The sequence below is a fragment of the Mesorhizobium sp. M0663 genome (assembly GCF_040320585.1).
GTDB lineage: Bacteria > Pseudomonadota > Alphaproteobacteria > Rhizobiales > Rhizobiaceae > Mesorhizobium.
Window position 1 is genome coordinate 65,423 of sequence record NZ_JAMYPX010000005.1, and the last position, 20,995, is coordinate 86,417.

Annotated in this window: 22 protein-coding genes and 1 pseudogene; 12 read left to right on the forward strand and 11 right to left on the reverse strand. The window is 63.5% G+C overall.

The window, feature by feature from the left end; all coding sequences use genetic code 11:
• A complete protein-coding gene (locus tag NKI54_RS12465) occupies positions 1 to 1,476 on the forward strand; it encodes an FAD-dependent oxidoreductase (protein ID WP_352634083.1) in 1,476 nt (491 codons plus the stop codon).
• Between the two features lie 24 nt (positions 1,477 to 1,500).
• On the opposite strand, the gene NKI54_RS12470 is transcribed toward NKI54_RS12465, so the two are convergent.
• Together NKI54_RS12470 and NKI54_RS12475 are read right to left on the reverse strand one after the other, a co-directional pair.
• Positions 1,501 to 1,971, reverse strand: a complete 471-nt coding sequence (locus NKI54_RS12470) for a YbhB/YbcL family Raf kinase inhibitor-like protein (protein WP_352634085.1) — start codon at positions 1,969 to 1,971, stop codon at positions 1,501 to 1,503.
• A 49-nt stretch (positions 1,972 to 2,020) separates the two neighbouring features.
• Positions 2,021 to 2,458, reverse strand: a complete 438-nt coding sequence (locus tag NKI54_RS12475; protein ID WP_023677864.1) for a DUF2267 domain-containing protein — start codon at positions 2,456 to 2,458, stop codon at positions 2,021 to 2,023.
• 265 nt (positions 2,459 to 2,723) lie between these two features.
• On the opposite strand from NKI54_RS12475, the gene NKI54_RS12480 reads away from it, so the two are divergent.
• Complete coding sequence (locus tag NKI54_RS12480) at positions 2,724 to 3,203, forward strand: Hsp20/alpha crystallin family protein (protein ID WP_352634087.1); 480 nt, start codon at positions 2,724 to 2,726, stop codon at positions 3,201 to 3,203.
• Between the two features lie 88 nt (positions 3,204 to 3,291).
• On the opposite strand, the gene NKI54_RS12485 is transcribed toward NKI54_RS12480, so the two are convergent.
• Positions 3,292 to 3,720: a CBS domain-containing protein gene (locus NKI54_RS12485; protein ID WP_502898219.1), complete on the reverse strand. Its 429-nt coding sequence runs from the start codon at positions 3,718 to 3,720 to the stop codon at positions 3,292 to 3,294.
• Positions 3,721 to 3,971: 251 nt separating this feature from the next.
• On the opposite strand from NKI54_RS12485, the gene NKI54_RS12490 reads away from it, so the two are divergent.
• From NKI54_RS12490 to NKI54_RS12525, 8 genes are all read left to right on the forward strand, one after another.
• Complete coding sequence (locus tag NKI54_RS12490; protein WP_352634091.1) at positions 3,972 to 4,754, forward strand: phosphoribosyltransferase; 783 nt, start codon at positions 3,972 to 3,974, stop codon at positions 4,752 to 4,754.
• An 11-nt stretch (positions 4,755 to 4,765) separates the two neighbouring features.
• Positions 4,766 to 5,443, forward strand: a complete 678-nt coding sequence (locus NKI54_RS12495; RefSeq protein ID WP_352570616.1) for a dienelactone hydrolase family protein — start codon at positions 4,766 to 4,768, stop codon at positions 5,441 to 5,443.
• Between the two features lie 122 nt (positions 5,444 to 5,565).
• Positions 5,566 to 6,066 (forward strand): DUF6496 domain-containing protein, encoded by a 501-nt coding sequence (locus NKI54_RS12500; protein WP_352480832.1) that lies wholly within the window; start codon positions 5,566 to 5,568, stop codon positions 6,064 to 6,066.
• Between the two features lie 316 nt (positions 6,067 to 6,382).
• Positions 6,383 to 7,330, forward strand: a complete 948-nt coding sequence (locus tag NKI54_RS12505) for an arginase family protein (protein WP_352691612.1) — start codon at positions 6,383 to 6,385, stop codon at positions 7,328 to 7,330.
• Positions 7,331 to 7,520: 190 nt separating this feature from the next.
• Positions 7,521 to 10,052 (forward strand): NAD-dependent epimerase/dehydratase family protein, encoded by a 2,532-nt coding sequence (locus tag NKI54_RS12510; RefSeq protein ID WP_352570618.1) that lies wholly within the window; start codon positions 7,521 to 7,523, stop codon positions 10,050 to 10,052.
• Positions 10,053 to 10,233: 181 nt separating this feature from the next.
• Positions 10,234 to 11,262, forward strand: a complete 1,029-nt coding sequence (locus tag NKI54_RS12515; protein WP_352570620.1) for an ABC transporter substrate-binding protein — start codon at positions 10,234 to 10,236, stop codon at positions 11,260 to 11,262.
• A 3-nt stretch (positions 11,263 to 11,265) separates the two neighbouring features.
• A complete protein-coding gene (locus NKI54_RS12520) occupies positions 11,266 to 13,554 on the forward strand; it encodes an ABC transporter permease (RefSeq protein WP_352574854.1) in 2,289 nt (762 codons plus the stop codon).
• The gene (locus NKI54_RS12525) at positions 13,554 to 14,630 is read left to right on the forward strand and encodes an ABC transporter ATP-binding protein (protein ID WP_352589796.1); all 1,077 of its coding nucleotides are present in this window, start codon (positions 13,554 to 13,556) and stop codon (positions 14,628 to 14,630) included. Before NKI54_RS12520 ends, NKI54_RS12525 begins: the two co-directional genes overlap by 1 nt.
• Here the strand turns inward: NKI54_RS12525 and NKI54_RS12530 are convergent.
• The 5 genes and pseudogenes from NKI54_RS12530 to betI all read right to left on the reverse strand — a co-directional run bounded on the left by NKI54_RS12530 (position 14,620) and on the right by betI (position 18,180).
• The gene (locus NKI54_RS12530) at positions 14,620 to 15,414 is read right to left on the reverse strand and encodes an inositol monophosphatase family protein (RefSeq protein ID WP_352570624.1); all 795 of its coding nucleotides are present in this window, start codon (positions 15,412 to 15,414) and stop codon (positions 14,620 to 14,622) included. The genes NKI54_RS12525 and NKI54_RS12530 overlap by 11 nt on opposite strands.
• A gap of 155 nt (positions 15,415 to 15,569) precedes the next feature.
• On the reverse strand, positions 15,570 to 15,716 hold the full coding sequence (locus NKI54_RS12535; protein WP_502896713.1) for an SDR family oxidoreductase: 147 nt from the start codon (positions 15,714 to 15,716) through the stop codon (positions 15,570 to 15,572).
• A 166-nt stretch (positions 15,717 to 15,882) separates the two neighbouring features.
• A pseudogene (locus tag NKI54_RS12540) lies at positions 15,883 to 16,065 on the reverse strand (aspartate aminotransferase family protein); the annotation flags it as partial.
• Positions 16,066 to 16,085: 20 nt separating this feature from the next.
• Positions 16,086 to 17,387 (reverse strand): flavin monoamine oxidase family protein, encoded by a 1,302-nt coding sequence (locus NKI54_RS12545; protein WP_023678560.1) that lies wholly within the window; start codon positions 17,385 to 17,387, stop codon positions 16,086 to 16,088.
• Positions 17,388 to 17,463: 76 nt separating this feature from the next.
• Positions 17,464 to 18,180, reverse strand: coding sequence for a transcriptional regulator BetI (gene betI / locus NKI54_RS12550; RefSeq protein WP_502898220.1), 717 nt, complete (start codon positions 18,178 to 18,180; stop codon positions 17,464 to 17,466).
• A gap of 113 nt (positions 18,181 to 18,293) precedes the next feature.
• Between betI and NKI54_RS12555 the strand changes: the two genes are divergently transcribed.
• The gene (locus NKI54_RS12555; protein WP_352634339.1) at positions 18,294 to 18,509 is read left to right on the forward strand and encodes a hypothetical protein; all 216 of its coding nucleotides are present in this window, start codon (positions 18,294 to 18,296) and stop codon (positions 18,507 to 18,509) included.
• A 2-nt stretch (positions 18,510 to 18,511) separates the two neighbouring features.
• Entirely contained in the window at positions 18,512 to 18,772 is a 261-nt protein-coding gene (locus NKI54_RS12560) for a hypothetical protein (protein WP_352634098.1), read from the forward strand.
• A gap of 42 nt (positions 18,773 to 18,814) precedes the next feature.
• Here NKI54_RS12560 and NKI54_RS12565 read toward each other — a convergent pair whose 3' ends face one another.
• From NKI54_RS12565 to NKI54_RS12575, 3 genes are all read right to left on the reverse strand, one after another.
• A complete protein-coding gene (locus NKI54_RS12565; RefSeq protein ID WP_352634100.1) occupies positions 18,815 to 19,873 on the reverse strand; it encodes a dipeptidase in 1,059 nt (352 codons plus the stop codon).
• 185 nt (positions 19,874 to 20,058) lie between these two features.
• Positions 20,059 to 20,358, reverse strand: a complete 300-nt coding sequence (locus NKI54_RS12570) for a GNAT family N-acetyltransferase (RefSeq protein ID WP_352634102.1) — start codon at positions 20,356 to 20,358, stop codon at positions 20,059 to 20,061.
• The gene (locus NKI54_RS12575; RefSeq protein ID WP_352691615.1) at positions 20,351 to 20,986 is read right to left on the reverse strand and encodes an alpha/beta hydrolase; all 636 of its coding nucleotides are present in this window, start codon (positions 20,984 to 20,986) and stop codon (positions 20,351 to 20,353) included. The genes NKI54_RS12570 and NKI54_RS12575 overlap by 8 nt, the downstream gene beginning before the upstream one ends.
• Positions 20,987 to 20,995: the final 9 nt, after the last annotated feature.

Here is a 20,995-nt window from a genome sequence, read left to right on the forward strand (position 1 = left end):
ATGGCCACTCTCTTGGGAAAACCGGGGAGCTGTTGGGTGGCGACGGCCACCTCCACGAACTATCCCCAGCTCGAAGGTTTGGTCCGTGCGGACGCCGTTGTCGTGGGGGCTGGAATCGTCGGGCTGACGACGGCGCTTCGCCTTTGCGAGACGGGCCGGTCGGTGATCGTCTTGGAAGGCTTGCGGACAGGTGGCCAGGTGACCGGCCGCTCGACGGCCAAGATCACCACGCAGCATGCGCTGATCTATCGTCATCTCATTGACAGCGTAGGCCGGGACCTGGCGCGGACCTATGCCGATGCGAATTCCGCCGGCGCCCATCAAATCCGGGATTGGGTTAACAACTACGCTATCGCCTGCGATCTCGAGAGCAAGGACGCCTATAGCTACACCTGCGATGAAAGCCGGCGCGCGGAGGTCGCGGCCGAGGCGAAGGCAGCGCGCCAGGTCGGGCTGGAGGCCGAGGTCCTCGAACGCGTACCGCTGCCTTTCGAAACGGCCGCGGCATTACGGTTCCCCGACCAGGCGCAGTTCAATCCGGCGAGGTATCTGGTTGGCCTGGCGGAAGCGGTGACGGCCCGTGGCGGTGGGATCTTCGAAAACAGCCGCGCCACCTCGATCGACGAGGCAAGCCGCTGGCGCGTCGTCACAGATGGCGGCGCCGTTGATGCCGGGCACGTCGTCGTCGCCACCAACATGACGGTGAAGAGCCCCGTCGGCATAGCGAACCGGACGCAACCGCGCTGCCACACCGCCATGGCCTTTCGGATCGATGATCCCCTCCCTGTCGACGGCATGTTCATCGGCATCGACGACCCGACGCATTCCATTCGCACAGGCCGTGATGCCGAAGGTCCACTGCTGGTCGCGCTCGGCCCCAAGTTCAACACCGGCTGGGACGGCGACGTGGCGAGGCGGTTTGTCGAACTGGAAAAATGGGCAAGAAAGAACCTTCCGGTCGGCGATGTCGCCTGGCGCTGGTGCAACGAGGATTCTGATACGGCCGACAGGATCCCATATGCCGGCGAACCCGATCCCGCCAAGGCCGCCGGCTTCCACATTGCCACGGGTTTCAACGCCTGGGGCATCACCAACGGGACGGCCGTGGGCACGATGATCGCCGACCTGATCTGTGGCCGCCCGAGCCCTTGGCAAAAACTCTACGATCCGGCGCGGCCCTATCCCGAGGACTTCCACAAGAACGGCCGCAGTCAATCGATCGTCTCGAGCACCCACGACATTGCGCCTGGCATGGGTGGCGTGATCGTCAGGGGAGACGAAAAGATTGCGGCGTGGAGAGACACCGAAGGCGCACTCCAGGCGGTTTCGGCGATTTGCACCCACAAGGGCTGCACCGTAACCTGGAACAATGCGGACCACACCTGGGATTGTCCCTGCCACGGCTCGATCTTCGCCGCCGACGGTTCGGTCATCCACGGCCCTGCCCGAAAACCGCTTGCCCAGATTACATTGTGAAGGCGGCGACCGACACGGCCCGCGTCACGCCGGCCGTTCGTAGGTTCCGACCAACTCCGTCTCCTCCAATGCGTGTTTCTGGGCTTGCCTCCAGACCTGATGCACGCCCGCCTGTCCTGGTACGCTGAGGCTCGGCACATCGAGCGCGGCCAGCAGGAAGTGGTAATGATGGACGCCGTGCCCTGCAGGCGGCTGCGGACCATCGTAGTAGGCATTGCCGAAATCGTTGGTGCCTTGCCTGAGTGCCGACGGGCCGGGCTTGCCGTCTTCGGCCTCGGCGAGTCCGCCGGCATCCGGCGGGATGTTGAACACCGCCCAGTGCCCGAAAATCCCGCTTGGTGCATCGGGATCCCGCACGACAAGAACAAGGCTCTTGGTACCATCCGGGACACCGGACCACTTCAGCGGCGGCGAGACGTTCTGGCCGTCACGCGCATATTTTTCGGGAAGTCTTCCGCCTGCCCGGAACGCCGGGCTGATAAGGGTGAGTGGCATTGCTATTTCCCCAAGGAGGTTGCGACCGAGAAGCCCGCGCCTGCGCCGTTCACGCCGCTTGCTGAGCTTCGGCGACGCGTCTTATCTCGCCTGGCAGGGATTCCCAGACCTTGTGCATCTGTCCTTCTCCGACGTGATGGGCGAGCACCTTGGACACGACCCTGAATGCATCCTTGGAATCGACCGGACGGGTAAATTCCAGCTCCGCCTTGATCTTGGCCAGAAACTCGTCGAGCGACCGCATCTTCTCGGGAGCTTTGGAAGGCTGATATTGGTCATAGAAGGCACCGCGCACCAGGATCGGCAGCTGCGAGCCGAGGTGGGCTGCAAGATCCGGCTGCATACGGTCGCGCAGGGCGTGCAGCACCGCTCCGAGAACGTGCCAGGCGACCTGCCGATCCGGTCCAATCTCGTCCATGATCTCGTCGAGCCAGATGTTTGTGGTCTGCAGTGTCTTGTCGAATACGTCGAGTCCGGTGGCATTCATCGAAATCCTCCTTTCGTTCAAATCCGACTAGGTGATGTGACCAAACAGCCGTACCTGCCCGTTGTTCCCCGATGCGCATGTCCTGATGCGCATTTATTGTCGGAGGTCCCGTCATGAGGGAATTCGGGCCGGCTTTTTTGCCGCTGTTTTTCGACTACCTTTCTTGGCCGGCACCCGGAACATCCTCATGGGTGGACGAGTTTTGTTTGCCGTCGCCGATCACATGGCGACGAGTGATGCAGACACAAAAAACAGGAGAAGAACCATGGCACATCACGATTTTTCGCCCCGGACGCCATCGCGCAGCCTCTACCCATCCGCGCGCGACCCGCTCACGTCATTCCACCGGCAGATTGACCGCCTGTTCGACGACTTCTTCGCGCCGATGGCCGAAGCGACTACGGCCGGCGATCTTTGGCCGAGCGTCGACGTACATGAAACAGACCAAGCCTATAAGGTCACCGCCGAATTGCCGGGGCTCGAGCAGAAGGACGTTGAGCTCAAGCTGCGCGAAAACACCCTCTTTATTACGGGCGAGAAGCGTTCGGAGCACAAGGAAGGCGACGGCGGCCGCACCTACAGCGAACGCAGTTATGGCCGGTTTCAGCGGACCATCCCCCTGGAAGCGGAGATCGATGCCGACAAGGTGCAGGCCACTTTCAGGAACGGCGTTTTGGCTGTCGAGCTTCCGAAGAACCCCGCTGCAAAGGACAAGACACGCCGCATAGAAGTGAAAGCGCGATAGTTGCCAAACTGAAGGCTGCCTGAGCAGGCGGCGTTCAGCCCAGATGGAGAAGAACGGCGAGCACGGCGGCAGCCGCCCAGGCGAGCGTCTAGCGCCGGGGATCGTCCGTCGGCTCGGAAACGCCTTCGAGTGCGATCTTGGCGGCTTCCTCATCGGTCCGCCCGAGGTCGGCCAGGGCAATGACGCCGACGAGGCGCTTGTCATGGTTGATCACCGGAAGGCGACGCACCTGATGCTTGGCCATGATCTTCGCCGCATCGGTGATTTCGGCGTCGTCGAAGCACCAATAGACATGCTCGGACATGACCTCGCGAACGGTCGTGTTGCCGGCTGAGCGCTCCTCGGCGACGCCGCGCATCACGATGTCGCGGTCCGTCACCATGCCGACCAGCCTGTCATTCTCGCCGACCGGAAGGGCGCCGAGATTGTCGGCCCGCATTTTCCGGGCGGCATCCCTGATTGTCGTGTTCGGGCCGACCAGTTCGGTCCGACGGCTCATGATCTCCTGAACTTGCATGGGATATTCCTTTCCCTGATTGCTGAGGCAACAAGTCGCCAGACGGGCCTGTTGCCACGCATCGCTAGATTGCCAGCTGGCCGGACGAGGCATGTACGGATCACTATCTTCCGATCTTCCCGATCCGCGCTGAGGCGCGTGCCGGTGCCGGCACCTCGCGATCGAAACTATTCTTGGAACGTCCAGGCAGCGAGCGAGTTCCAAAATGGTACCGGTGCCGCAGCCATCCCACGGAATGTGGCCGCAGGCTGGTGAAAAAAACATCCACCGGGAAAACAGATGCACGCGGATTGAAGGTCATGGCTATCATCTTTTCAGATCGCCGCGAGGCCGGGCGGCAACTCGCCGGGGAACTCGTTCGCTTTGCCGGCCGCGACGATGTGATCGTATTGGCGCTGCCCCGAGGCGGCGTGCCGGTCGGCTACGAGGTCGCGCAGGCACTCAAGGCACCGCTCGACGTCTTCGTCGTGCGCAAGCTCGGCGTCCCCGGTCACGAGGAACTGGCCATGGGGGCGATCGCGCCCTCAGGTGTACGTGTCCTGAACGACGAAATCGTCAACGGTCTCGCGATCCCGCCACATGTCATCGACGCGGTCGCTGCAAAGGAGGAAAAAGAGCTTCTGCGCCGCGAGCACCTCTATAGGGACGGGCGACCCCCACCGCAGTTGAATGGACGAACCATTATCCTCGTGGATGACGGGCTTGCGACCGGATCGACCATGCGGGCCGGGATCAAGGCGCTGCGAAAAAACCACGCCGCCCATATTGTCGCGGCCGTTCCCGTCGGTAGCCCCGACACTTGCGACGCGATGCGGGCGGACGCCGACGAGGTCGTTTGCGCGACGACACCAGAGCCATTGCTGGGTGTCGGGCGCTGGTACGTGGATTTCTCGCAGACGAGCGATGAAGAGGTCCGCGCGCTCCTCGCCAGGTCCGTGCCCAAGCCTGCGGCTTCCCACAAGCCTGCCGCTTGCGAAGAGGAATTGGCTGGGCGCGCGAGCGCGGGTCCGGCGCCTGGCACCAGATCGACATAGCGGAGGTGGATATGGACCGGGATAGCGAGCACGTCGTGCATGTTCCCGCGGGGCTTGTCACGCTTGAGGGCAATCTTTCGTTGCCCCCGGATGCTCGCGGCCTTGTGCTCTTCGCCCACGGCAGCGGAAGCAGCCGCCACAGCCCGCGCAACCGCCACGTGGCCGAAAGGCTGAACGAGGCGAACCTCGCCACCTTCCTCATCGACCTGTTGACGGCCGAAGAGGAGCGGATCGACCAGGTCACGGCCGAGTTGCGCTTCAATATCGGACTGCTCGCCGACCGGCTGGTCGGCGTCACGGATTGGCTCGGCGCCTCGCCGGACACGTCGGGGTTGCGTCTTGGCTATTTCGGCGCGAGCACGGGCGCCGGTGCCGCCCTGGTGGCGGCGGCCGAGCGGCCCGACCAGGCCGCGGCCGTAGTTTCGCGTGGTGGCCGGCCCGATCTTGCAGCGCTCGCCCTGCCGCGCGTCCGGGCGGCGACCTTGCTCGTCGTCGGAGGCGCGGACAAGCAGGTGATCGCGCTCAACCGCTCGGCGCTGGCGGCGCTCCACTGCGAGAAGGAGCTCGCCATCGTCCCTGGCGCGACGCACCTGTTCGAGGAGCCCGGCGCCCTGGACGAAGTCGCGGGTCTGGCGAGCCGATGGTTCTTGCGCCATCTGATTTCGGACAGATCGGCGTCGACGTCCTGACAGCTGGGGCTTGGATCATCAGTGCCGGGATCATTTGCGTCCTCAACGCGTTATGATCCTCATAAGACCGCGCGCAGCTGCAACCCGAATGGCTGTCGCAACCCGCATGTGGGAGAAAGACAATGCCGGACAAGAAAACCATCGAGAAGGCCCGAAAGGACAAGCGCGAGGGCAAATCGCCGAGCACACAGGCCGGCGAGTTCGTGCACGAGGAGATCGATAAAATCCGCCGCGGCGAGCACGGCGCGCGCTCGACCCAGCAGGCCATCGCCATCGGGCTTTCCGAGGCAAGACGCGCAGGCGTAGACCTGCCCCCGCCCAAAAAGGGCAAGGTGAAGGAGAGCACGCGCAAAAGCGCCGAATACGCCTATGAGGCCGGCCAGGGTGAACGCACGCCGAAACGCCGCCCGCGGGTCTCGAAAGCCGTCTCCAAGGTGCTCGAGCACGAGCCGAAGAGCACGGCGTCGCACGCGGCGCTGGCGCAGCAGGCGAAGCGTGCGGCCTCGCGCCGGACGGCTGAGGAGCGCTCGGCCGCCGCCAAGAAGGCCGCCGAGACGAAAGGCGCCAGCGGAAGGAAGGCGGCGGCGCAGAAGGCCGCCAGAACGCGCGCGCACCACGCATAGTTCAAAGACGGCAGTTCGCCTCCTGGAAATCCGATATGGCCCAAACGACCGGTATCGAGCTCTGCCCCGGCAGCGCGGGACAACGCCGCTGCCCAAGGCGAACCAGAGCCTGCATCCGCGGGACAACATCGACTTCGAAATCACCGCTGACGACACGGTGGCGCTGAACGAGCAATACTCGTCGCTCGCAATGCTGCCCGACGCGTGACACCGACCGGAGATACTCGGCGGCAAGGGCAGCGGGAGACCGGTCAGGAAAGCGCAGCCTGCTTCTTGAGCATGATGCGTATCGCCCATAACGCGGGGAACTCTGATCATGACCTCAACTGCCAGCACGACAATGCCGCGAGCCACCACGCAGACGAGACATATCGCTTTGCTCGGCGCGCCCTCTAATCTTGGGCTGATGCCGCAGGAGGGTGAGCCGGAGCCCGGCGTGTGGAAGGCGCCGGAGGCACTTCAATCGCTTGGTCTCGCCGACCGTTTGGGCGCCGGTCCGTTGCGCTCGGTTCGGGCTCCGCTTTATCGGCCTGAGGTGGATCCTGCGACGGGCGTGCGCAATGCCCAGGCCCTGCGCCAGTATTCCAAGACGCTTGCCGAAGCGGTCGACGAGGAGCTGAACTCGGGAGGGTTCCTGCTCATGCTCGGCGGCGATTGCAGTGTGTTGCTTGGCCCTGCGCTCGCGCTACGGCGTCGTGGCCGCTACGGCCTTATCTTCTTCGATGGGCACACCGATTTCAAATTGCCGGATACCTCGCCGTCAAAGGGAGCCGCGGGCATGGATTTGGCCTTCGTGACCGGCCATGGCCCGACGCTCCTGACCGATTTCGGCGAGCACACTCCTTTGGTCCGTGAGGCCGACGTAGTCGCGTTTGGCTATCGCGATGTGCAGGACCCCGCGACTTACACGTCCAAGGCCGTCTTCGACACCGATGTTCACCGGATGGATTTGGCTGAAGTGCGGCGGCGCGGCTTCGCCGATGCGGCACGCATAGCGCTTGACGCGGTCGCAGGGCAGGACGTCGAGGGTGTATTCGTTCACTTCGATGTCGACGTGCTGGACAGCGAGATCATGTCGGCTGTCGATTCGCCGGAGGCCGGCGGTGTCTTGCCCGACGAAGCTGTCGAAGCCCTTCGCACATGGTGCAACGATCCACGCGTGATTGGGATGGAGGTGACGATCTATGATCCCGACCGCGATCCGGATCGTCGCTGCGGCAAGCTGCTGATCGACATTCTGGTCGCTTCCCTTCGCGGCCGGTAGACCAATGGGAGTCCTGCACTTGTGCACGAACGCAATCCGCCGGCACGAATGGCCGTCGGTCTGACGGATCGCCGCGCGCACCCATTCTGTGGTGCTACCTCATCGGGAACCGTTCTCAACGAACATGGTTCCGAGTGTGCGACCGAAGCATTCGGCTTCTTCTACCCGGCTATCGCCAAGGAGATTCGCCATGACCGGCAAAACCCGTCCCACCGTCCTGATCACAGGCAGCAGCGGGTTTCTGGGCCAAGCCATCGCTCGCGGCTTGATGGAGCGCTACGACATCATCGGCCTTGATGTTGCCAGACGATCCTTGCCCGGCGTCGAGACGATCGAGATCGACCTTACCTCGGACGCGAGCGTGGCGAAGGCACTGGCCGAGGTGCGCGAGCGGAGCGGCGGCCGCGTTGCCTCGGTGATCCATCTCGCGGCTTATTACGACACGACCGGCGAGGATAATCCGAAATACGGCGCGGTGACCGTCGAGGGAACGCGCCGGCTGCTGAACGCGCTGAGAGGGCTCGAGACGGAGCAGTTCGTGTTTTCGAGCACGTTGCTGGTGCATGCGCCGAGCCCGGCAAAGGGCGCCAGGATCGACGAGCGATCGCCGATCGATCCGGCCTGGGCCTATCCGAGATCGAAGGCTGAGACCGAGACGCTGATCCTGAAAGAGCACGGCCACGTCAAGGTTGCGATCCTGCGACTGGCGGGCGTCTATGACGAGAATTGTCACGCGGCCTTTATCGCCCAGCAGATCGCCCGCATTTTCGAGCGCATGCCGACCGCCTATCTTTTCACCGGCGACATCACCACCGGCCAGCCCTACCTGCATCTGGACGATCTCGTCGACGCCGTGGTCCGCACCGTCGACCGGCGCAGCGCGCTTCCCAACGAGACCGTACTGCTGATCGGCGAAGAAGAGACGCCGTCCTACGACGAGATGCAGAAGCAGATCGGGCAGCTCCTGCACGGCGAGACCTGGCGGACCCTGTCCCTGCCGAAAGAGGTGACGAAGCTCGGCGCCTGGATGCAGGAGAAGGTTCTCGACCAGGAGACCGACATCAAGCCATGGATGATCGAGAACGCTGACGATCACTACGAGATCGACATCTCCCGCGCCAGGCGCCTGCTTGGCTGGAACCCGCGACACAGCCTGACCGCTACCTTGCCGGAAATGATCCGGCGGCTGAAGGCGGATCCTACCGACTGGTACAAGAAGAACAAGCTTGAACCGTCGGCGGTCGCCGCTTCCGCGCCCGAGCTCGACCAGGCCGCCGAACGGCTGCAGCGCCCGCTCGAGCGCTCGGACGACGAGGTCGAGGCGGAAACCGAACGCCACCGGGCCGCAACGCTCTGGGCGCCGCTGACCAACGTTGCGATCGGGCTGTGGCTCGTGGCGTCGCCCTTCACGCTCGGCCTGTTCGATCCCGCTTCAGCACCGATTCCGCCGGCGCTCGGACATGAGATCGCCTCGCCGGAGACGCGCGACGGCAGGCTCGGCATCAGTGAGATTGTATCCGGCCTCGCCATCCTGTCGCTGGCGCTTGTCGGCATGCGCCGGCGCTGGCACGGGCTGCAATGGATCACCGCCTCGATCGGGGTTTGGGTGATGTTCGCGCCGCTGCTGTTCTGGACCACCAGCGCCGGAGCCTACGCGACCGACACGTTGGCCGGCATGCTGATCGTCGCGTTCGCGGTGATGATCCCGCCGACGCCGGGTATCAGCCGGCGTGCCCTTGCCGCCGATGACGACCGCCCGCTCGGCTGGAGCTATTCGCCCTCCCTCTTCACCCAGCGCATTCCCATAATCGGCCTCGCCTTTGTCGGCCTGTTCGTCTCGCGCTATCTCGCTGCCTATCAGCTAGGGCACATCGACAGTCTTTGGGATCCGTTCTTCGGCCCGGGCGAAACGCCGGCCGGCAATGGCAGCGAGGCGGTGGTCACCTCCTGGGTCTCCAAGGGTTTTCCGATCGCCGATGCCGGGCTGGGCGCCTTTGCCTATGCGCTGGATATCCTCGCGGGCGCGATCGGCGATCGCCGCCGCTGGCGCACCATGCCGTGGATAGTGCTTTTGTTCGGTTTGTTGGTCGTTCCGCTCGGTGTGGTCAGCGTCGGCTTCATCATCATCCAGCCACCGCTCATCGGGGCGCTGTGCACGCTCTGCATCGTCCAGGCCGCCGTCACGGTCGTGCTCATCCCCTATTCGGTGGACGAGGTGCTGGCGAGCTGCCAGTATCTTTGGCGTGCGAAACAGGCGGGAGAGCCGTTCTGGCGCACATTCTGGTGCGGCGGCCCGGCGCTTTCGGAGGACCAGACGCCGACGCCGGATCTCGACCGGTCGCTATCGGCAGTGGCGCGGGACTTCATCACCGGCGGTGTGAACTTCCCGTGGACCCTTGTCGCCAGCACGCTCGCCGGCGCCCTGCTGATGATCACGCCGCTTGTCTTCGGCACAAGTCCGCCGCTCTACCTTAGCGATCATGTCACCGGTTGCCTCATCATCATGATCGCCGTTACTGCGATGGCCGAAGTGGCGCGCGCCGTCCGCTTTCTGAACATCGCGCTTGGAGCCTGGATTGCCCTCTCTCCGTTCATCCTCGCCGGCGGCGCGGCCGCGAGCCTCGCCAATCTGGCGATCGGAGCGCTGCTGGTCGGGCTCAGCCTGCCGCGCGGCACGCGCAGCGCTGCGCATTATGGCGGCTGGGACCGGGCCATCGTCTGAGGATGTTCAGCAGCGCTGGACGATCGGCCAGGTGACTGCAAAGATTGATCCGCATCAACCTGTCGAACATATCGAGCGGGAAGTCGGCGAAAGGCGCAAAGGCGGCCGTACCCTTCCAACTTGAATTTTCCGCGTATCTGGGTTTCATAAGTCGGCAAATAACTTAGGGAGGAATTTCAACATGATAAAAAGGGCAATTCTCGGCGCCGGCATCCTCGCCGCCGGTATGTGGGCCGCGTCGTCATCGGCGTCCGCCGAAAGCCTGACCATGTATTGCGGCGTTGACGAGGTCTGGTGCCAGCAGACGGCGCGGGCGTTCGAGGAGAAGACCGGCATCACCGTCAATATGACCCGCAAGAGCGCTGGCGAAATCTATGCGCAATTGCGCGCCGAGGCCGCCAACCCAAAGGCAGACATCTGGTGGGGCGGCACCGGCGATCCGCATCTGCAGGCAGCCGAGGAGGGCCTGACAGTGGAATACAAATCGCCGCTGCTCAACCAGTTGCAGCCCTGGGCGATCAAGCAGGCGGAAACGTCCGGCTACCGCACGGTCGGCATCTATTCGGGTGCGCTGGGCTTCGGCTACAACAAGGATTTGCTGGCCAAGAACAATCTGCCCGAACCGAAATGCTGGGCCGATCTGATCAAGCCCGAATACAAGGGGCACATCCAGGTCGCCAACCCCAATTCCTCGGGGACCGCATACAATATGCTGGCGACCATCGTTCAGCTGTTTGGTGAGGACAAGGGTTTCGAATACATGAAAGCCCTGCACAAGAACGTCAACCAGTACACCAAGTCGGGTTCGGCGCCGATCAAGGCCGCCGGTCTCGGCGAGACCACCATCGGCATCGTCTTCATCCACGACGCCGTGTCGCAGGTCGTCGCAGGTTTCCCGATCGTTCCGGTCACCCCTTGCGAGGGAACCGGCTACGAGATCGGCTCGGAATCGATCATCAAGGGGGCGCGGAACCTGGAGGCTGCGAAAAAATTCTACGACTGGGCGCTCGAGGCCGACGTCCAGTCCATGGCGCAAAAGGCGGGGTCGTTCCAGGTTCCGTCGAACAAGGCGGCAAAAACCTCCGACAAGGCGCCCGACCTCTCCACCATCAAGCTGATCGACTACGACTTCAAGAAGTACGGCTCGAGCGAAGAGCGGAAGCGGCTGCTGAAAAAATGGGACGAGGAGGTCGCATCGCTGCCGCAATAGCAGATGCGCTTCCGCGAAACCCGCTGGCCGATTGAACCGGTCGCCGTCCTTTGGATGGCGGTCGGATGGCTGGGGTTTGCCGTGCTGCCCTGGTACGGCATCGAGGACGGGTTCTTCGGCTTTTCCTGGCTGTTCGACGGTTACCCGTCCGACAGCGAATTCGCGCCGGCACTGGTTCTGGCCCTCAAGGGCGAGAAACTGTGGCTGGCGCCGCTCGGCCTGCTGCTGGTGGTGCCGCTGCTTCTGTGGGGCCGCACCAAATCCGATCCGGTTTTCAGCCGGCTGCTGATCATTGTCGGCGCCGCCGGATTTGGCTGGCTGTTGTTCCAGGGCTTCGCCATCGGGCTGCGCGGTTGGCAGTTCGGCTGGCTCACCAGCCTGTTCGGCGAACTTGGCGACCGCCAATTCGGCATGGGCTACGGCGCCTTGCTGGTCAGCGGTGCCTTTCTGTTCCTTTTCACCCTGGGTGTTGCCGCGCGCGGCGCCGTCTCTGGCGACGTCTTCGTCGTCGGCTCGATCGGCTTTGTCGTCGCCATGGTTGCCATTTTCATCTTCATGCCGATCCTGATGATGCTGGCCAATGCCATGCAGACCGACGACGGCGGCTACTCGCCTGTCGCGTTCCTGGCCAAGCTGTTCAGTTCGCGGCTGTGGAGCCTGGCTTGTCTTGCCGGCGGCAGCCGCTGCGGCGTGGCCTGGAATTCGCTGCTGCTGGCCGTGCTCGTCGGCCTGCTGACCATGTTTCTGGGGCTGGTGTTCGCGCTGGTCGTGACCCGTACCGGTTTCCGCCACGGCAAGCTGCTCCGCGCCCTGACCGTGTTGCCGATCATCACGCCGGCTTTCGTCATCGGCCTTGCCATCATCTTGTTGTTCGGACTGTCAGGGGCAGTGACGCAGAGCGTGGCCGGTCTCTTCGGTTTCCAGCCGACACGCTGGGTATATGGACTTCCCGGCCTGCTCATTGCCCAGGTTCTCGCCTTCACGCCGATCGCCTTCCTGGTGCTGATGGGCGTCGTCGAAGGCGTCAGCCCGTCCATGGAAGAGGCCTCCCAGACGCTCCGAGCCAGCCGCTGGCAGACCTTTTGGACCGTATCCCTGCCGCTGATGCGGCCGGGCCTTGCCAACGCCTTTCTGCTCGGCTTCATCGAGAGCATGGCCGATTTCGGCAATCCGCTGGTGCTGAGCGGCAATTACGACGTGCTGTCGACAGAAATCTTCTTTGCCATTGTCGGCGCGCAGAACGATGCGGCACTTGCCGCGATCCTGGCGCTGGTGCTGCTGGCCTTCACGCTCGGCGCCTTTTATGCGCAGCGCTTCTGGATCGGCAGGCGCTCTTACACCACCGTCACCGGCAAGGGCGACGCCGGCGTCCATCCGCGCTTGCCTGCCGGGCTGACATACGCGCTCTATGTCATCGCCGGACTGTGGACGGCATTCACCGTACTGGTCTACACGGTGATCTTCTATGGCAGCTTCGTCAAGCTGTGGGGGGTCGACCAGAGCCTGACACTGGAGCACTACCGGAAGGCGTTCTCCGTCGGCTGGAACGAATTCGGCATCCACTGGTCGGGCTCGGCATGGAGCTCCTTCTGGACGACCATGGAGATCGCGCTGATATCGGCGCCTCTGACGGCCGGGATCGGGCTTCTGACCGCCTATCTTCTGGTCCGCCAGAATTTCCGCGGCAAGAACGCCTTCGAATTTGCGACCATGCTCTCGTTCGCGATTCCGGGAACCGTCATCGGCGTCAGCTACATTATTGCCTTCAACGTGCCGCCGATCGAGCTGACCGGGACCGGCATCATCCTCGTACTGTCGTTCATCTTCCGCAACATGCCGGTGGGCGTGCGCGCCGGCGTCGCCTCGATGTCGCAGATCGACCGTAGCCTGGATGAATCCTCACTGACGCTTGGCGCCAACTCGTGGCAGACCTTCAGGCGCGTCATCCTGCCTTTGCTGAGATCGGCAATGCTGGCGGCGCTCGTCTATTCCTTCGTGCGCGCCATGACCGCGATCAGCGCCGTCATCTTTCTGGTCAGCGCGCGCTACGATCTCTCGACCAGCTACATCGTTGGACGTGTCGAGAACAATGAATACGGCATCGCCATCGCCTATTCGACGGTGCTGATCGTCGTCATGCTGATGGTAATTGGCTTGATGCAGCTGCTTGTCGGCAGCCGCAATATCGGCCGGCGCGGCATCCAGCAGGGCGACGGCGGCTGGAGCGTGCGCACCAATGTCAGCCTGCCCGGAACGGCCGGCGGCCCGACCACAATAGCAGGAGCCGGGTGATGGCCGAAATTCGCAGCAACGCCGCCTCGGTAACCTTCGACCATGTCACCAAGACATATCCGGGCGCCAGCATGCCGGCGGTCGACGACATCTCGCTTGCGATCGAAGCCGGCAAGCTGGTGACGCTTCTCGGGCCCTCCGGCTGCGGCAAGACGACGACGCTGCGCATGATCGCCGGCCTTGAAATGCCGTCCAGCGGCCGCATTCTGATAGGCGGCAAAGATGTCACCCGCCTGCCCGCCACCGACCGCGACGTGTCCATGGTTTTCCAGTCCTATGCACTGTTTCCGCACATGACGGTGATGGAAAACGTCTCCTATGGCTTGCGCTTCTCCGGCCATGACAAGAAGGAGGCTGCGTCTCGGGCCCGTGCCGGGCTGGAATTGGTCGGCCTGACCGGTTTCGAGGCGCGTCTGCCAAGCGAGCTGTCGGGTGGCCAGCAGCAGCGCGTGGCGGTGGCGCGCGCGCTGGTGCTCGAACCGCAAGTGCTGCTGTTCGACGAGCCGCTGTCAAATCTCGACGCCAAGCTGCGCCGGCACGTGCGCGAGGAAATCAGGGAAATCCAGATCAAGCTTGGGCTGACGGTGGTCTATGTCACACACGACCAGGAAGAGGCGCTGGCGGTTTCGGATCGTATCATCGTCATGAACAAAGCGGTGATCGCACAGGACGGCACGCCACGCGAACTCTACGACGCACCGGCCAACGCTTTCGTCGCCGACTTCATCGGCGAAGCCAATATCCTCGATTGCGAGGTGGTTTCGGTAGAAGGTGATGAAGCTGCCGTCCGGCTGGGTTCGCTGGCCTTGAAACTGCCGGCGCGAGGCCAGCTGGTCGGCCCGGCGAAGCTGGCCGTCCGTCCGAGCCGCATCGAGATCGGCCCTGCCGGTGCACCACGGACGATCGCGGGCAGGCTGGAAAAGGTCACCTATATCGGTAGCCATCTCGAGCTTGTCATCGCCACGCCGCACGGCCAGGTGTTTGCAATATCGCACAACATCGATGCGCCGTTTCAGGCAGGCGACAGCGTCGGCATCGGCTTTCCGGAGCGCGGACCGGTTCTGATCAAAGCTTGAAGGATTGCACGCAGAGCTGGCGGACCTGGGCGAACACACCGCTGCCGGCGCAAATCACCAGCGCGCCGTTTTCCAGAACCGTCTTTGGGTCGGGCTTGACGATCGTGCCGCCGGCTTCTTCCACCAGCAGCATGCCTGCCAGGCAGTCCCAGGCGTTCATATGCTCTTCGACATAGCCGAGCAGCCTGCCGGCGGCCGCATAGGCGAGCATCAACGCGCCGGATGCGTTACGGAAAAACACGCCGCCTTTTGAAAACAGCAAGCCGATGAGCGTTGCGACGTTTTGCATTTCGGCGCGGTTGGAAAAGCCGGTGCCCAACGAGCCGTCGGTCAGGCTGGTGGCCGCGCTTGCCCTGATCGGCTTGCCGTTGAGAAAAGCGCCGCCGCCCTTGCGGCAATGGAACGTTTCGCCGGTAGAGGGCTCGTGGATGACACCCACGACAGTGTCGCCGTCCTTGGCGCAGGCGATGACCACGCACCAGGCCGGGATGCCCCGCACGAAGTTCGCGGTGCCGTCGATCGGATCTATCACCCAGACATGCCCGCTCGATCCGGTGACCGAGGCATGCTCCTCGCCGACAATTCCATCGGTCGGGTAGGCGGCTTTCATTGCCGCACGGATGAACAGCTCGACCTCGCGGTCAGCCTGCGAGACCATGTCCTGATGACCTTTGCTCTCGATGGCGAGGCTGTCGAGGTCGCGAAAATACTTCAGGCCGAGCGCGCCGGCGCGCCGCGCGAGATCGATGGCGAACTGTTCGCGCGTTGCTGTGTCGGGTGTCATGATATCCTTGGGATGGCGAATGTGATCTGAGGAAAATACCCCAGCCAGAGAAGCTTAGCGGTGAAGATAAGAGTGTGCAAATGACGAGCCCTGCCTTTTGCGGGGCGGGCCCGAGGCCGACCGATCTTCCATGCGCCCGACAGCGACAGTCACGCTCATACGGGTCCGGTCATGTCGCCGTCGACATAGATCATCTGGCCGGTCATGAAGCTCGACGCGTCGGAAACCAGGAAGATCGCGGCACCGCCCAGTTCATCGACCTCGCCCACGTTGCCAGCGGCCGACCAATGCCGCGGCTCAATCCGGAAATTAAGGCGGTTTTACCGGCGAGGCCGAACAGGCCCGATAGGTCATCAATGCTTTGTTTCCCCAGAGATGCGGCCAGAGACAGGCGATCGAGGCCCCTGCCGGACATCGTAGGCGCGGACGATCGTTGTCAGCAATGGCGAGATTGCCGGCGATAAACGCCTATCCCCGCCAGGCACCTTCGCGGCGCAGATCGTCCATCGTGCGCGAAATGCCTTCGCGCAGGATCGACACCATGTCGTCGATCTGGTCGCGCGTGATGATCAATGGCGGCGACATCACGCGCATGTTGATCAGTGGCCGGACCAGCAGGCCGAGCTCGTGGCAATGCGCGTCGATGCGCTCGGCACCTTGATCCGCCTCGCTTATGACCCCGAGGCTCTGCTGGCGATGGCAGACTGAATAATTCTTAGCGCAGCAATGCGGCCGGCGACGATGGCGCCCTCGACGTAGCCCGGAAATGATGGCGACAGCTCCGACGAGGCGAAATGGATCCGCGACGCGCCGGCGCGGATAATGCGTTCGGCATCGGTTGCCGTCGCATCGACGATCAGATCACTGTAACCGCCGCCGCTCCAGCGATCCCCAGTCCAGTCGCGATAACTGAGATCGATGATGCCGGCCGCCTCGATACCGAGCGCCTCTTCCAGCTTTGACGTCACCTTTGCGCGCAACGCCGCGTCGTCCAGATCCCGCCAGCGCTGCGCCAGCGGCCCGCCGATGAAGACGACAAGGGCTGCGTGATCCTCGTCCCTGCTGGCATCGCAGGCAAAAAGCCCGTGCGGGTCGCGCCACATCACCATGCCGCTCAAGCCCCTGTCGCGCCAGAAAGCCTTGGGGTAGCGCACCAGCATTTTGATCACCGCGCCGCTTTGCCAGACGCCGAGGGCTCTCTTCAGCACAGCCGGCAGCGGCGGCACGAAATCCACTCTCGAGGCCATCATCGGCGGTACGGCGACCAGTACCGCTCGTGCCTCGATCGCGCCGGCAGGCGAAACGACGCGAACCCCTCCCGGCCCGTGCTCAATGGCCTCGACAGCTGTATTCAGCCGCAGTCGATCGCCGAGATCCCGCGCAAGATCATCCGCTAGCGAATGCATGGTTTCGCCCACGAAATACTGCAGCTCCGACACCTCGTTGGTGATGCGGCGATCATTGTCGATCAAGTACCACAGCGGCAGCCTTTCCATTGCCAGGCACCACAGGCCCTCGATCATCGACCGAAAGGCGGCCTTCGCATCGTCGGGATCGGCCTGGCGATCGAGCCATGCCGCGACCGTCAAGCCGACAATGGTCGGGTCGGTCGGTGCGATCGCATTCATCCGCTCGCGCATTCGCATCGCGGTGCCGTAAGTGCGCCCGGCTTGCGCCTCGCTCATTCGCGGCTGCGTGACGAATTCGCCTGCGACATGGGTCTCGACCAATGTCTTGCCGCGCGCTCGCACCAGCGCCATTAATTCCGGCATGTCTTCGCACAGGAACTGGCCGCCGCTGTCGATCCGCTCGCCGAGCCCGTTCTGCACGGCTTCGACGCGGCCGCCAACACGGTCGCGGGCTTCGAGCAGCACGACATCGATGCCGGCGTGGTTCAATTCACGCGCGGCCGACAGGCCGGTGAAGCCGGCGCCGACGATGGCCACATCGGCTCGTTCGATCTTGAACTTCATTAGCCGGCCTTGATCTTCTCGAATGTCAGGGGCCGGATCATTGTCTTCATTGCTGGTCCACCCTCTTTTTGATGGTTCACGCCGGCCTGGCACCGCGGGCTGCAGAGTTCGGATAGTGCTTGGGGAATGCCGCAGACAGGAACTCGTTCGCGGCCTGCAGCGCCGTCTCGCGTGTGGCGTCCTCGGTGCCCATCATCAAACGCAGCCACAGACCATCCAGCATGGCGCTGAGCGCCAGCGCCATGACCTGCGGCTCATAGGCATAGAAGCCGCTCTGCTTGAGCGCCGCGCAAAGATCGATGAAGATGTTCTGGTAGACGGCATCGCGTGCGCTGCTCAGGGCCTGATATTTCGGTCGCGATTTGGCCTCGCCCCAGAAGGCACACCAGGCAGCCAGCTTGCGCTTGTTGCAGATCGAGCGGTCGAAATCGGCCACCACCAATGCCTGCAACTGGCGGGCGGGATCATCGCCGGCCTTTTGCAAGGCGCTGCGCCAATGCGCCGAATACTCGTCATGCATGTATTGCAAAGTGGCGACGAGCAGCTTCTCCTTGCTCTCGAAATGGAAATTGACGATGCCGCGCGACAGGCCGGCGCCGTCGGCGACGTCGGCCATAGTCGTTTCCGAATAGCCGCGCTTGGCCAATGAATCGATAGTCGCTTCGATCAGTTGAACCTGCCTTGTCTCTTTCGACGCTTTGCGGCCGCGCTTATCGGAATCGCTTTTTCGCGCCGGTTCGAGGAGGGCTTCGCGCGCCTCTGTTGTCTTCATCGGGGTGATGGTCTCCAGCATCGCCGGCTAGCCGATCGGCTTCGGCCGCGAAGATCAGTGGGACGGTGTTTGCCACTGTCAAGCACCTTCTGCACGGCTGCCCATATTCGAATGTTCTCGTCGAGATTGCATCCTTGGAGAAAACGACGTCGAAGGCACCGTCGGCGAAAGGCAGCGATCCCGGCGATGCAGACCAGATCAGCGCCGCCGAGCCCGCCTGCAGCGGACCTTGGGTCGAGATCTACGCCAGGCGCGAGCTGCAATATCAAAAGCTGCTGAGGCGTGCCAAACTGGCGCCGCGGCCGGTCATCAAACTCGACCGCCGCACCAGTCCGCCCGCGGATTTCTAAATATGGCCGACGACACCGATAGTCCCGAACTCGACGCCGAAGCCGCCGAACAGTGGCAGCTGATCAACACGCCGCTCGGCGAAAAATGGTCGGGCCGCACCCGCTATGCCGCGGCCATGTTCTTCTACAAACGCGGCGAGATGAACGCCGAGACGCTCGAGGTCTACCGCATCTGCGCACGCCTGGATTCGACGGATCCGCTGCCGATCATCCGTGATCGCGGCATTGGCCAGGACTGGCTTAAACGCATGGGTTTCGAATAGTCCGCCCCCAAAACGCGTTCCGGTCAAGCCGGCATCACCCGCTTAGCCGATGGTCCTTTCCAGCATGCCTAGCCAGTTGCGATAGGCGATCTTCTCGATCAGCGCGCGCCCGAAGCCGCGTGCCGCGAATGCGTCGAGCAGTCTTGGCAGGCCGGCAACATCGCCTATCACGGCCGGGATCATGGCGCCGTCGAAATCCGAGCCTAGGCCGACGCCGTCTTCGCCCAGCGCCTGCAGCAGCGAATCGACATGGCGCACCATGATGTCGAGGCCGGTGTCGGCGTTCATCCTGCCGTCTTCGCGCAGGAACCCGGTGGCGAAGTTCAGCCCGACCATGCCGCCGGAGTCGCGGATCGCGCCGAGCTGCCATTCGGTGAGGTTGCGCGAATGGCCGCAGATCGCGTGCACGTTGGAATGGGTCGCGACCAGCGGTGCGTCGCTGATCTCGACGACGTCGCGGAAACCTTTTTCGTTGAGATGCGAAAGATCGATCATGATCTTCAGCTGGTTGCAGGCTTTCACAAGCGCCTTGCCGGCATCGGTCAACCCCGCCCCTGTATCGGGCGATGACGGGAAACGGAACGGCACGCCGTGGCCGAAGGCGTTGGGACGGCTCCAGACGATGCCGAGCGAGCGCAGGCCGGCTGCGTGGAGGACGTCAAGCAGGGTGAGCTCAGGGTCGATCGCCTCGATCCCTTCGATGTGGAAGACCGCCGCGATCGAGCCTTCCGCCATCGCCTTCCTCACATCGCCGGCGGTGCGGCAGACGGTGAGCGCCGAAGCCCGCTCCAGCCTGAACAGGATCGAGGCCATCGCTACGGTGGAGTTGAGCGCATCGGCGCGCGGAACCTCGGGCGGCAAGGGCTCGCTGTCGCTCGGCGCCAGCGGCACCGCGCCGCGTTTGGATTTCTCGACAGGCGGCGGGAAGATCGCGAACATGCCGCCGGCAAACCCGCCTTTCTTCGCGCGCGGCAGGTCGATGTGGCCACCTGGCGTCCCCTCGACGAACAGCTTTTCGACGTCCGCATCCTTCGACTGGTAGAGCCGGAGCAGCGTGTCGTTGTGGCCGTCGAAGACGGGAACGAGATCGGATTCGGTCATGGAGGGCCATTCGGTTGAAGTGGTCGGGCCGCGGATGGCGAGCCGGTTGCTGGCAATACTTAGGCAAGGTTGGCGCTCTGCGCAAATCCCGCATGTTGCCGCTGTGTTTGTACGCCTCCAATGGCTCAAGGGGCACGCGGTAAAGCCGCGCACCCTTTCTCCTGTCATTCATCGAGAGGCGGTGCTTACCGCTTCAGCACGTCCGCCCATTCCGGATGGCGGCGGAATTGGGCATTGGCGAACGGGCAAAGCGGGATGATCATCTTGCCCGCCGCACGCGCATCGTCGACGGCACGGGTGACCAGGCGAAGCCCCGCGCCCTGGCCGCGAAATGCATCCGGCACTTCGGTATGGTCGATGATGATCTGGTGCTCGCCGATCTTGGTGAAGGTCATCTCAGCCTCGGCGCCGCCCGGCCCACGCAGGAGGTAGCGGCCCTTCGAACCGCGGTCCTCCAGTTCGATCTTCGGCAATAGGTCAGACATGGCTTGCGGTCCTTTCATCCGGCGCCACGGCAAACAGTCGCCGCGCCGCCTCGATCTCGGTCGGCCGCACCTCATGGCCGCCGTCATGCCACTCGACTGTGACATCGGCGCCATCGGCGCGCAAATAGGCTTCAAGCCGTGCCGTCAAATCAGGCGGACAGATCGGGTCCCGCCTGCCGGCGGTGACCAGGATGCGGCTGCCGCCAAGGCTGCCCTTGACCTCCGGCTCGAACGGGATCAGCGGATGCATCAGCACCGTTGCGTCGAACAGCGACGGTTCGGCGAACAGCACCGAGGCCAGGATGTTGGCGCCGTTGGAGTAACCGAGGCCGAGCACCGAAGATGGCCTTGCCGTCTCGACATGTGCCTTGACGAAGCCGGCCATCTTGTCCGTCGCTCGCGTGATGTCGCCCCTGTCGTAAACGCCCTCGCCGGTCCGGCGGAAGAAGCGTGCGGCGCCTTGTTCCGAGACATCGCCGCGCGGAGCGACGATCGTCGCTTGCGGCGCAAGATCGCGCCCAAGCGACAGAAGCTGGGCCTCGTCGCCGCCGGTGCCATGGAAGACGAAGAGCAGCGGTCCGCCCGGCGAACCGGGCAGCACTTTGTGAATATACGAATCCTTGCTCATGACCTTGCC